The organism is Massilia sp. FBCC-B171 (genome assembly GCF_059134155.1).
Genome location: NZ_CP101443.1, coordinates 2,971,136 through 2,983,943 on the forward strand (window position 1 = coordinate 2,971,136; position 12,808 = coordinate 2,983,943).

A 12,808-nucleotide genomic window follows, 5' to 3' on the forward strand; every position below is an offset into this window, starting at 1 on the left:
GGCATTCTGAGCATGGGCTCTTGCAGACCCCATGACGATACCGCGCAAAACTTCGACATGTTCAGTTTTAATGCTGGTAACACGCCACTTGGGTTGCCAAGCGACTGAAAAATCATCGCGAGGACGTTTGTTGTCCTAGCAGCCGTTCCGACCATCGTCGTCGCAGCATGCTACGGCCAGGGTGCCAGTTTTGTCTACACCCTCTGAGCCAAGCCGACTTTCCTGTGAAGCATCGCATGTCCACAAATCCTGCTGGGCAGGCAACGACGTACCCGCATCGCCGCCCCGCAGCAATGCAAATACGATGTCTCCAATTTTTTTTGCCAGAAGCGGGGGGACAGCATTCCCGACTTGGTGGAACTGCTCTGTCCTGTTCCCTTGAAAGAAATAATTGTCGGGAAAGGTTTGCAGTCTTGCCGCTTCCCGCACCGTCAGGCTTCGACATTGCCTCGGATCGTAATGAATAAAGTAGTGACCATCCTTGGAGATGTGGCTCGTGACCGTTGTCGCAGGCCGCGCGCGCAACTGAACGCGGAAGCGATCGGAAAATTTGCCGGTTTCCCAGTTCTCGTGATTGGGCCGCAAGCCTGGCAGAGAGAACTCGCCATGCCCTTTCGGCGACCAGCCGAACGCCGAGGCGAATGCTGCAGCATACGCATAGCGACGCAGGTCCGCGCGCATATGTCCCCGCGCATCATGGTTCAGCCAGACCTGGAGGCGCGGATCGTGGTACCAGCCATCGAGCAGTGCCGGATCGTCATCGTCCGGGCCATGCTTGTGCAGTTGGTTGCTGCCCGTACCCAGTCCGCGCGCAATGCTGCGGGAGGCTTCCTCGAGTGCCTCCCTCAGCTCGCCCCGGGACTGCGCGGCACCAACCTCGCATGCCATCTCGCCGAAGTGACTGGAAACGACCTCGGCCCAGTTCTCGCTCGAGTCCGGCTCCTTGCTGAGCCGGCTGCGAAGGCGCGGCAAGGAGCCAATGACGCGCTCGACCGTGACCTCTTTCTCGAGGTCGATATGGCCGGGCGCTCCCAAACCGATGCCATCGCGGACCCCAATGAGGATAACGCGGTGGCGCGCCTGGGGAATGCCATGCTGCTCCGCCTTGATGACGAAATCGTGCACATCGATCTTGCGCGGCGCATCCTTGGCCGAGTAGCTTGTCGAACAGGTCAGCGAATGGATGCGGTATCCGCTGCCCGAGGCCGGCATGCCCATGGCCTTGTCGGGATCCGACAGATCTTCGAGAATCGTCTGGAAAATCTTCTTCCCGCCCACAGCCGCGGTCAGGATGCCCTTCACGTTTTCCATCACGAAGACGGCTGGTCGGTACTTCTGAATGATCCGCAGGTATTCCTTGTAGAGGAAGTGACGATGATCCTCTTCGGCACGGTATTCGATTTTGCCCCGATTGCGCGCCCTTCCGACGAGAGAATATGCCTGGCACGGCGGTCCGCCAATCAGCACCCAAGGCGTATCCGGCCCCAGCGCATGCTCCGAAATCCGCTTGTCCAGCTCCTCGTTGTCAGCCGGCTTCCCGAGCTCGAGCTGCCGCGCCTCTTCGCCCGCCTCCTCCCACAGCTTCAGGTTCGTATCGTCGTACGGGAAATCCGCCTCGCCATTGCAGAATCGATAATAGGAGTCGAGCGCGCTTCCGCCCTCGCGTTTGAGCTGACGATAGAAGGCTCTCAAGCGCAGCGTACTGCGCGCGGAGGAATTCATTTCTGCCGATACAATTATCCGAAACGGATCATCTTGCACCGATGAAAATCCCTCTCCCAGACCTCCCGGCCCGGCAAAGAGATCGACGATGGGAATATGACCCGTGAAAATGGATTGCGGTTCGATGAGCAACTTGGCCTAACGTAAAAACTTGCGTGGGGGCATAGGATACTAGGAAAAATGGACGTAGTCGATTCGGCCACTCGGTCGAGAATGATGTCGGGGATCCGGTCGAAGGACACGAAGCCCGAAATGACGGTACGACGCTACCTTCATGCGAGAGGTTTCCGCTACAGGCTGCATGCACGGGACCTTCCCGGCTCGCCGGATCTCGTTCTCCCAAAATACCGTGTAGCCATTCTAGTTCACGGATGCTTCTGGCATCGACATCCCGGATGTCGCTATGCCACGACACCTGCGTCAAATATCGAGAAATGGAATGCAAAATTCCAGACGAACGTCGATCGCGATGCACGCAAGCTGGCCTCGTTACAGGCAGCTGGCTGGCGCGTCATCGTTGTCTGGGAATGCGAACTCAGGCGCGATCCGGTCGAGAGACTTCAGAGGCTCGCGTCCGAAATCAGCGAGGATGCCGACACCATCGGCAACAACCTGCTTAACCTGTCGGTCATGCCCGTCGGTTGGCTCGGGCTCGGGCAAGCAGAGAGCTGACCGCTCGATTCTGCACCTCATGCCTGTGGGCTTCCTCCGCATCATGCCGATCCCGCCGACGTCATTCCCAGCGCTTGCGCAGAGTACGGATCGACGCATCGGAACGGAGAGCCTTTTTCTCCGGTCCGCGCAGGGCAACCGAACCCTCGGGGAGTCCGAACACTGCCTCGATGCTTCGGCAGATACTGCCTACGCTGGCGTCAGAGCGCGCAGCCCGGAAACGTGCCGGCAGTTCCGTGCGTACGAGCGGGGCGACGACCTGCACGTCTTGGCCGCTCCCGGACCCTTCCGGCGCTGCACCACCCTCCGGGTCGGCTTCGTCCTCCTCCAAGCCCTCGTCCTCCACGCCCACGTCGTCTTCATCGTCCTCGACGCCTTCGGCTTCACCTCCATCCGCATCGTCATCCGTACCGGCGTACCAGACATGACCCTCATCTGGCCGCCAGAGCAGGCCTCCCTCGATATGGTACTGGCAGAGCGCCTGTGACTGCTGAATCTGGTCGCTATACCTTGTCTTGAGTCCGCGGGCGCCGCTGAACGAGGCGTACAGCGCACCAAGGATACGGCGGTCTCCGGCAACACCAAAGAAAGCCGAATAACCGTACTTCCCGAAATTGACACTTGGACCCTGGCAGACGTACACCGTTGCGCAGAGCTGCGGATTCGCGGCGGCCAGCGGCACCAGTGCAGACTCGACGAGCTGTGCATACCCGAACCATTCTTCCGGCAGCGTATCAAGGTCAATCTCGACAGTCGACATCGGTTCCCGTGATTGGATGAAATGCAGTTCGTTGACGGGCTTCCTGATCAAGGGATTCTCCAGAGTAGTAGACTCAAAACGGCAGGGCAGGCCGGCTTGAATGAAGGTCGCTGCAGGGCCATGCGGCGTTCGATGCATCAGTGTATCGATATTTTCCTTTGGAAAATTCACACATTCCCACCATGTGCCTTGGACGCCACATATTCTCCGGTAGCTGACGCCTTCAGCGGTGCCGGATCATTGCCGAAGCTGATCCCTAACCTTCAAACGACGTGGCTGTCAGTTGGTGCCATTTCGCGCGTTCAGGCCGGATACGGACTGTGCCGACGCGGTCGGTTCAGAACGGCGCGCTGACCAAGCCGGAAAGATCAACCTGGTATTCGATATGCACAACTCCAGTCGGCAGAATCCCGCCCTTGAAGCTGGAAGGGACAATCCTGGGGAAGTCCGCGTTGACAGGGTATATCCGGGACTCCAGCACCGTAAACGTTTCGTCTCTTGCAGAGCAGCCCGGCTCGAGACCGCAGCGTGTGAGCAGCCCGTCGAGGAGCGCCGCGGCGGCGATGCCTGTAGCGGCGAGCCGCCGGCATACACCGTTGATTGACTCTCCCGGGGATCCAGGTTCGAAACGGTAGAACACCAAGGTCAGCGGCATGACATCGGCAAGTGCAAGCTGGAACTGGCCCGAAACGTGGATCCGCGAATCATAACGGCTCACCGTCGACTTGACCTCGTAAGCGCCGGCAGCGGTAACGAGATCAACCGTACCGCCGAGCGGGCCGCACCAGTCCACCTCCTCCCCCCGAGTCATCAGTCGCTCGAATGCGAGCAGTTCGGCCAGCGTTCCGTACGTGGGCTGGGCGGTAACGGCATTGCCCAGCAGATGGCGCCACCGCTCCCACCATGCGGCCGGGTCGGCGACCAGGGCCTTTCGAGATGCACCGTCGCATCCCGAATCCACCATCTGTGCGCACACCACTGCAAATTCGTTCCGCAGAGCGAGAATCGAAGATTCGAGCCGAAGAAAACGCCGCGTCACTCCTTCGATCAGCCGGTCAACGGTGGCAAGTCGCGCTCCGGCAAATCCTTCGGCGACCAACCGCTCGCTTTCCATCTCCACCGCGACTCCGAACGTGGCTCCTTCCCGGAATACCCACGCCGGCGCGGTCGCCGGCAGGGTCGCGATGGGGAGCATGCGTCCGCTGTCGTCGAGGTGGGCAAGGCCACGCCGGATCTCTTCAAGTACATCCATACAGTTTCCTTTTCCTGTCACGTAGGGTCAGCGGAGACTGACGACATAATCGTGCAGCTCGCGAACATATCCACGGATTCCGCCGTTGCAGAACCACGGTTCGGTCACCATCACGCGTGCCGTGTTGAGTTTCATGAGCGCTCGGAACTCTTCCTGAGACAGTCGTCTGCTGCTGCGTTCCCGGAACATCGCGCGCGCGAGTTCAATACGGAACCCGCCTCGCCCCGGACGCTCGACCAGCTGGACGATCGTGTCCGTCGTCACATCGGTCAGAACCGCGCGGGTCTGTTCCTCAGTTTCCTGCCACGCGAGATGAATCAGCCACCAGACCGCACGCAGCCAGATACGGCTGCGGCCACGCCAGAACCGGTCTGCCGGCAGCTTTGTCCACCTCGCCTGAACGATGTCCGGCACCACCCTGAGCGACAGAAAGCGCCAGACGCCGTCGTCGGCGGCGGTCCGAACGTCCATCCCCGCTTCCCCCAGGATCCGGTACAGGGCAAGGCCGGCGGCCACATCATATGCACCGGCCCCGGTATTGCCGTCGAACCGGGGGATGGCTTCCACCAGTCGGTCGCGCAACATCGCGTAGTCCGCCGACAGCCCGGCCTGCACAAACTTGCCTGCTTCAGTCATTTCTTCATGGCGCCGCCGCGCGAGAGTCGCGTTCAATGTCGACCACTTCATTCGACAGCCTCCGTTGTCGTTGCCCGAACTCGGCGGTCGAGCCATCGCTGCACCGAAGCGAACAGCGCGCCGAGCGAACCGGTATCGAGATCGCCCGTGCGGACAAGAACCGCGGCGGCTTCGGCGATGCTGGCAAAGTCGCCTGTCGGGGCCGGCGCCGCGACCAGTTCGTCGAACTCGGTCTCCAGGTCCGTACTGACGGAATGAACCAGCAACGCGATCCAGGATGCGAGCACATGCCGCATCAGCGGGGTCTGCCCGCCCTGTTCTCCACGCCTTGTACCGAGCTGTTCGAACAATGCGTGATCACGGTTCAGCACCAGTGCAACATATTCGCTGCTGAACGGCTCTTCACGAGGATCGTTCCAGCATGTACGCATTTCCCACAGCGCCTCGTCCCGGCCGAGCGACTCCTCGAGAACCGGGAACAGCGAGCCATCGCTGTCGATCACGAAGCGCACCGGATCCGACAGCATCCCCAGCCTCGCGCCCCTTTGGCGTGCGAGACCCGCGTCCGCGCTGTCGGCGGTGCCTGGCTCGCATAGATATACCTGCACGCCCAGAAGGCCAGTTCCCCTCATTGTCCCGGCCGGGAGTACCAGCTGCAGGGCAGGCATCTCGTCAGGTGCGGACAGTTGTTCCCCGGTCAACCGCAGCGGCCGCCCCAGGCCGCGCCATCCCGAGTCCGCCGAGGACCACTCGAGGGCAAGCAGGAGAACTGCATCCGTGGCGGCGACGCCGCCGGCGCCGAACAGCGGATGGAGTTCCGCCACGTTCGCCAGGACACAGCCGACCGTCAGGTTATGCAGGTCCGGATTCCAGTCGCTGTCGCTTCCAAGCGAATACTCCCCGCCACCAAGATCGAGCGCGCCGGGATTCGGCCCTTCGGATCCGAACACGAGCCGCATGCCGGGACGTGGCATGTCGGGAAGGCTCGTCGACAGCGTGCGGTAGGGGCTGAGGACGGTCCTGCTCATGCCTGCTCCACGGTAGCGTCATTCACGTCGGCGACGAGAACCGGACGCAGTGTTCCGGGACGGCCAGCAGCCAGTTCGACACGGAGCGCTCCTCGCACCGTGCCGACCGGCCCCTTCCCGGACAGCCGAAGAAGGACACTTCCGTTCTCGACACTGTCGATCTCGACCGCGCCTCCGGCAGCGCTATTTCCCTCCGGTTCAATTGCAGCATCGAGCACACGGAACGGAAAGGTCCCAAGTCCTTCTTCGCACCATTGCTGCAGGCTGATCGGACCGCTCTCGGAATCGACCTTCAATGAAATCGCCCGGGCGACACCAGGATCGGCGCTGCCCCACTCGAGTGACCACTGCACTTGCATCGCGCCCGGAAGATAGATGACGTTCAACAGTTCCAAGATCGGTGTAACTGATGTCGAACGCCGTCTCCCACCGCCGCCGCCGCCCTTGCTTCCGCCCGAACGCGTCGACGACGGTCGTCCCGACCGACCATCGGTTCCCATGCCGCGCTCCGGCAATACCAGGTCCGCAAGATTTCGCGCCATGCGAATGGCCGTCGCGACCGTCGCGACTGGAGCCCGACGGCTACCGAAGTCGCGCAGGATGCGGGCGCAGTTCGAGCGGATTCGTTCGATGACCTTCAGTCCGGCCACGTCATGCCAGGCCGCATGATCGGCGCGCTCGCAGCCTCGCAGGTACGACTCAAGGGTAACTGGAGTTTCTTCCCTGGTACGTCGCCCTGCATCCACGAGGACCCGATTCTGCCTCGGCACGAAAACAGCCACCAGATAACGGGTGTCGGCCACACCTGGCTGCCCGCCTGCCCAGCCCCGGCTTTCCGTGCTGTCGTCCCAGGATACGCACATCCCCGGGCGTCGCATGAATGTAACCAGCGGGCGATATGGCGGAATCGCACCGGATCTCCCGAACACGCACATTCCGGGGTCGTAATGGTTCAGGGGCGCGGCCATGCCTAGCTGCTCCGGCGTGAGCAGAGCCGCCGCAAGGTCGCCAGCCGGGCCGGACGTCGTGAAAAGGCTGCGCGGCGCAACCGGCTGCAGCATGACCGCATCGGCAGGAACATTGTTGCGTGTGAGGTAATCCTCTGACCCTACTGGTGCGCCGATCGCCCGGTTGTACAGCGCCTGCGCAACCTGGAACACCGGCAGCATCCTGCCGGCGGTGATTTCCTTGCCATTGACCTCCGCGCTCAAACGCGGGCCGGTCGCAAAGTGCGGGTTGTCGAGCCGCGCGCAGAACCAGCGCTCCAGTGCGATCCGGATATAGTCACCATAGTTGTCGCACCACCAAGGGAGGTGTGCCGTGCTGCCATCGTCATCGAAAGCTCCAGCCGGCACGAGGTCGTCGCGCAGGAAAGGAATGATGATCGACGTGCCGGTTTCCTCTCCAGTAAAGCGTCTGACACGGAGCATGTCGAGCGCTCGCTCCATCTGCGCTGCTCGCGTGATCGGCTTGAGCGCTCCCTCCGCGCCCCACCAGCCGATGCCGGTTTTCGTGGTGCGCTGCAGCCTGTCGGACCTGGTCTCATCCTCGACCAGACTGGCCACCAGTCGCTCCTGGAACCCATTGTCGAGCCTGATCCGGCTGTAATAGAAAACGAGGCCAATGCCCATCTGAAAGTAACATGTTTTCCCCAGACCCCATGACCCCCCTGCATCGATATCGCTGCGAGTACGACCAATCTCGTAGACAAGCTTGAGCAGGTTGCCATGCACCCCGTCGGGTGCGATCTCGTCGAAACCCAGCGGGCCCGTGAGGCCCTCGGTCAGGGAATCCCGGATCTCCAGCAATTTTCCGCCCGAAGAGAACCGTTCAAGCAGCGTCCTTCGGTCGATACCTTCGGACAGCACCGAAGCGACCGTCTCCGTGGCATGCTCGCGCACATGGAACGCAATCCGGACCTCACCGCCAAGCTGCCGATCCAGCGCCGCGTCGAGCGCGTTCTGGACTGATTCGCGTACCAGCAGATCCAGACGAGGCATGTCCTCATTCTGCATGGCGCGCAGCAGGAACGCACCGGACTCCTGCATGGGCCGGAGCGGAAGAGCGTGATACTTCATGCATCGTCCTCTTCGCCGGTGCCGGGCAGATCGTCCTCCGAAGCCAGCAGCGCCGGCGGAATCCTTACCGTCAGGCGTACTGCGTAGCCGGTCTTGCGATCGCTAACGCCCGGCAGCCACAGGCTGAGGCCGACAATGTCCGTTTCGGCCCCGAGATCTCCGCGCGCGCTCCCGTCCTCCTTGACCTCGCGCGCTGCGTCTCCGGGTTTGCTTTCTCTGTCGATCAGATAGAAAAGCAGCTGCGGGATGCCGCCAACACCAGATCCATTTCGCAGTTCGTCGACCCTGATGTTGTTGAGCGGCCCCTTCAAGTCGGCCGCGGTTGCGGCACCGGCGTCTGCCAGCAGGTCGCGCGGATCCCGCAATGCACCAATCGAGACCGCGCCATCGCTACGGTCCGGCAGCATGCGGGTACGCGATACCAGACCGACGGCGCCACCCGGCAACTGCCAGGCCAGCCCCTTGCGCGGATCGCTGCCGGCTGCGACCACGTTCCAGAAGTCATAACCGGCCTCCGCAGCCTGGCTGTCGAGCCATTCGAGAAACGGTTCGATTTCCGAAAAGAACTGGCTGGCATCATGAAACCGGAATCCGCGAAGGAAGGCGATTACCTCTGCAACACCGACGCCGCGCCAGACAAGACTGTTGCCGTGCCCATTGACGGGTGTGCCTGCCGCAGCCAGGAATGCCTCGGTCTGGACAAGGTTCAGCCCGTGTACTTTGCCTGATCCGGGTCCATCATGGAACAGGGTTGTCTGCCGGTTCACGCCCGAGAAGTCATAATCCGCCGTAACCGTACTCTGCATTCGACCCTTTGCCGTGGGCCGAAGCCAGGAGGAGCGGGGGTGGACGCACACCCTGGGACCGAACTCCGACGGACGGGCCCCGCGGTACATGAAGCGCTGCAGATCATCGCGAAGATCCTCCTCGTAGATGGTCATGTATTCGAACTTCATGCGAGTGGCCTCGGGCATCCAGATACGCGGCAGCAGTTCGTATTCCTTCCGGTAGCCGAACCAGCGTCCCATCTGCATCAGCGAATCGGCCTGTGCCGAGGCGCGCAGGAAGAAGGTACTGACAAGGTTTTCGATCGTCAGCCCTCGCGACAGCGTACCGCCGCCGATCACGATGAACGCGGTCGCGGTATCCGGCACCCGGGAATCGTCGGGATCCGGATAGAAGAGGCGACGGACTTCGTTTTCGTCGGAAATGCCATTGTTGGCGCAGTTGTCGACGCAGACGTGGAGTCCCTCGTGGTAGGTACGTTCATAGTCTTCGTCGAGCTGGATTGCCGTGACGGTCGAGACCAGCACCGCCAGGCCGTCCGCAAAATCGGCGAACGGCGGATAGTCTTCCAGTTCAGCCAGTCGGCCGTAGGACGGGAATCGCTCGCGGAAGCTGTCCGGATCCAGGTCGGCCGTCCGCTCCTCCCAGACGCCCTCGCAGCGCGCGACAAGGGCGGGCAGATCGGCCCCGCATGCGAGCAGGAATGCGCGCAACGCGGTCTCGACGGCGGCATGGTGCCGCTGCGCCGCGCTGGTATGCACAAGCATGCTGACGGGCTTGCGAATACCCTTGTGCCGCATCGCGGCCACACAGCACAGGAACCAGAGTACGGCTTCTTCGAGAGCACCCGGCAACGAGCTGCCATCTCCCTGGTGAAGCAGATCGAGCACCTCAAGATCCTCGAGCGAAACATCCTGCACGATTCCCAGCGGTGGCCGACCGGCTTCGGGCTGACCGAAGATCTGGAGCGGACCGAAGTGTTCGTCCGACTGCGGCAACGCCACGATGAAGTCTTCCGGATACAGCGACTCGCCCGGCCCCTCGTTCAGGAAGTTGGCGGCGGGTGTCGCGGTGTACGCCACGTAATTGACGCTCTGGACCGGTAACTGCACGAGCCGAACGATCAGCCCGTTGATCCGGGAACGTTCCTCTTTCGAGACGTTGGCGGTGTTGATGCCGCCCTGGTCAGCCTCGTCGTCGATGATCACGATCCTCATCTGCGCCATTCCGACCTCGTGCTTCGTGATCCAGGCAATCAGGCCTTCCAGACGTGACGCGTTCTTGAGACTGACCACCAGATGGCGGTCGTGCCCGGCAGCATGGAACTGCATGTCCTGAGCCCTAGCACCGGGCGGCATGGAAGACGATGGATGCTCGACGACTTTCCAGCTGAGATTACCCGGATGATTCAGATCCCGGACGAGACGCTTGCGCGTCTGGAGACGCAAATTCTCCAGCGTGCCGCTCAGCACGATAAATAGATTCCAGCGGTAATCGGCTGCCATCGAAATAAGACCTGCCATGTTGGCCGTCTTGCCCGACTGGACATGGCCGACCACGAGACCCTTGACCGGCCCCCTTTCGGCGGTACTCAGACGCATGCGGCGCAGGATGTGCAGCGCCGAGTTCTCGATGCTGTCGATGGCCGCCGGCTTCCAGTTCTGCCGATCAAGGTGAGCCCGGTACATCTGCCACGCACTTCTTTCGACCGGCGGGACCTGGATGTTCTGCTCCGACTCTTCCACTCCGACGATCACGAGCGGACGGGTGGCTGCGACCGACATCTCCTCGGCCGTGCGCTTCGCGGCAACGATGGCCAGCCATTGCGCAAGGCGCATGTCGGCAGTGGCGCCGAGGCGTGGCCAGAAATGCGTTTCTTCCTGGTCGAGGAACCACCTGTCCAGATCTTCGGAAGTACGGTTCAGGTGTTCGAGAAAGTCCCACTCCTTGCCGTTCCTGCGGGCGAGTTCGATATAGGCCCGGTAGCAATCGAATTTTGGGTCGTTAATTGAGTCGAGCATGAGGTCTTGTTGTCGAAAGGCTTTTAGATGACCGGTTTGCCGTGTTTGTCAGGCGGACCGGGACGCGGAGAATCGAGCACGCATTCAGTCAGGGTTCTGCATATCCGCAGGAACAGTTTTTCGTTATTGCCTGGCGACGGCCGGTGCAGCCTTGGCGAAAAGAAGCGATGATCGCGGGTGAATATGAAGTTTTGCTCATCAAGGCGAGGCTGAGACGTGAAACGCACAGCTGGATAAAGGCGGTCACATATTGTGGATTACCAGCATTAATTGCACAAGACAAAATATCCGTTCTGCAACAGAGGCACGAATTTCATGCAATGCACCGGAGTCCGGCGCCTAATTCCGGCCATCGGCTCCGAACACTGTATTTACCGAACAAGGAGGTGCGTGTCTTTTATGTTGTTTGAGCATCGCCGGCACCGCCGAGTAGAACTACGCCCGCGGATACAACGAATACGAAAACTGGATGACACGTGTGGCAGGCTGAAAGCACTTGACGCCGGTACCGTTACGGAATGCCGTTCGGCTGGCACCTGGTAGTGGCCGCTTACAGACCATACAGACCAACATGAAAACTGAATCGCCCCGGCTTTCATGGAGGCCGGTTAGTGTGAGTCAGGCCGGAATGGCTTGACTGCTCAGTTGCTCGTAATAGTTTGCCTCAGCTTCGGCCGGCGGTATATAGCCGAGCGGTTCCAGCAGGCGGTGATGGTTGAACCAGGATACCCATTCCAGCGTGGCCAGTTCGACGGCCTCCCGCGTCTTCCAGGGAGCGCGGCGATGGATCAGCTCAGCCTTGTAGAGTCCATTAATCGTCTCGGCCAGAGCATTATCATAACTGTCGCCCTTGCTACCCACAGACGGCTCGATGCCGGCTTCTGCCAGGCGCTCGCTGTACTTTATCGATACGTATTGCGAGCCCCTGTCGCTATGATGGACCAGCTCGTTTCGTTCGGGCTGACGTGCGTACAGCGCCTGTTCCAAGGCGTCGAGCACGAAATCGGTTCGCATCGAGCTGCTGACGCGCCAGCCAACGATTCTTCGAGCAAAGACGTCGATGACGAACGCGACGTAGACGAAACCCTGCCACGTCGAGACATAGGTGAAATCGCTGACCCACAGCTGATTTGGCCGCTGGGCCTTGAACTGGCGGTTGACCCGGTCGAGCGGGCATGGTGCCTTCGCATCGGCAACCGTCGTGCGTACGACCTTGCCGCGCATAACGCCGCGCAGCCCGGCCTTGCGCATCAAGCGCTCCACCGTGCACCGGGCCACGTCGGTTCCCTCACGACGCAGTTGGCGCCACACCTTGTCGGCCCCGTAGACCTGCAGGTTCGCCTGCCAGACACGTTCGATGTCGACGCTCAGCACGTCGTCGCGTTGGGCTCGGGCACAGCGCAGTGCCGGGTTGCGCTGCTGCGCGGCATGACGCCAGTAGCCTGACGGTGCGACCTGCATCACCTTGCAGATCGGCTCGACACCGTAGGAATGGCGGTACCGTTCGATGAACGCTCTCACGGCTTGAAGTGGCGGCCGAGCTCCGCCTGGGCGAAAAACGCGCTCGCCAGGCGAAGAATCTCGTTCGCCTTGCGCAGCTCGCGCACTTCTCGCTCGAGCGCCTTGACGCGCTCCTCTTCGGCAGTGGTTGGTCCTGGGCGCTGGCCGGTATCACGCTCCTGCTGGCGCACCCAGCGGCGCAGCGTCTCTGGCGTGCAGCCGATCTTGGCCGCGATCGACGTGATCGCTGCCCACTGTGACTCGTACTGGCTGCCGGCTTCGCTGACCATGCGTACGGCGCGCTCGATGACTTCGGGGGAATACTTGGGTTGCTTTTTCATAGCTCCATTTTC

9 protein-coding genes and 1 other annotated feature are annotated in these 12,808 nt (G+C 61.5%); of the genes, 1 reads left to right on the forward strand and 8 read right to left on the reverse strand.

Annotation, left to right across the window (positions count from 1 at the left end):
• Positions 1–135: 135 nt before the first annotated feature.
• Positions 136–1,854 (reverse strand): DNA cytosine methyltransferase, encoded by a 1,719-nt coding sequence (locus tag NMB41_RS13465; RefSeq protein WP_494378325.1) that lies wholly within the window; start codon positions 1,852–1,854, stop codon positions 136–138.
• Positions 1,855–1,902: 48 nt separating this feature from the next.
• On the opposite strand from NMB41_RS13465, the gene NMB41_RS13470 reads away from it, so the two are divergent.
• The gene (locus NMB41_RS13470) at positions 1,903–2,394 is read left to right on the forward strand and encodes a very short patch repair endonuclease (protein WP_494378326.1); all 492 of its coding nucleotides are present in this window, start codon (positions 1,903–1,905) and stop codon (positions 2,392–2,394) included.
• A 61-nt stretch (positions 2,395–2,455) separates the two neighbouring features.
• On the opposite strand, the gene NMB41_RS13475 is transcribed toward NMB41_RS13470, so the two are convergent.
• The 7 genes from NMB41_RS13475 to NMB41_RS13505 all read right to left on the reverse strand — a co-directional run bounded on the left by NMB41_RS13475 (position 2,456) and on the right by NMB41_RS13505 (position 12,796).
• Positions 2,456–3,205 carry a hypothetical protein gene (locus NMB41_RS13475; protein WP_494378327.1) on the reverse strand — a complete coding sequence of 250 codons (750 nt, stop codon included), beginning with the start codon at positions 3,203–3,205 and terminating at the stop codon, positions 2,456–2,458.
• A 286-nt stretch (positions 3,206–3,491) separates the two neighbouring features.
• On the reverse strand, positions 3,492–4,406 hold the full coding sequence (locus NMB41_RS13480; RefSeq protein ID WP_494378328.1) for a PD-(D/E)XK motif protein: 915 nt from the start codon (positions 4,404–4,406) through the stop codon (positions 3,492–3,494).
• A gap of 27 nt (positions 4,407–4,433) precedes the next feature.
• Positions 4,434–5,093, reverse strand: coding sequence for a DUF6339 family protein (locus tag NMB41_RS13485; protein ID WP_494378329.1), 660 nt, complete (start codon positions 5,091–5,093; stop codon positions 4,434–4,436).
• Positions 5,090–6,070, reverse strand: coding sequence for a hypothetical protein (locus NMB41_RS13490; protein ID WP_494378330.1), 981 nt, complete (start codon positions 6,068–6,070; stop codon positions 5,090–5,092). Before NMB41_RS13490 ends, NMB41_RS13485 begins: the two co-directional genes overlap by 4 nt.
• Entirely contained in the window at positions 6,067–8,148 is a 2,082-nt protein-coding gene (locus NMB41_RS13495; protein WP_494378331.1) for a hypothetical protein, read from the reverse strand. The genes NMB41_RS13490 and NMB41_RS13495 overlap by 4 nt, the downstream gene beginning before the upstream one ends.
• Positions 8,145–10,955, reverse strand: coding sequence for a Z1 domain-containing protein (locus NMB41_RS13500; protein WP_494378332.1), 2,811 nt, complete (start codon positions 10,953–10,955; stop codon positions 8,145–8,147). Before NMB41_RS13500 ends, NMB41_RS13495 begins: the two co-directional genes overlap by 4 nt.
• Positions 10,956–11,573: 618 nt before the next feature.
• Positions 11,574–12,796 (reverse strand): IS3 family transposase gene (locus NMB41_RS13505; RefSeq protein ID WP_494378333.1). Its coding sequence is split into 2 segments (ribosomal slippage): positions 11,574–12,508 and positions 12,508–12,796, totalling 1,224 coding nucleotides; the frame shifts between segments, so codons are not numbered across the junction.
• Positions 12,402–12,518, reverse strand: a sequence feature (AL1L pseudoknot). It overlaps the preceding gene by 117 nt.
• Positions 12,797–12,808: the final 12 nt, after the last annotated feature.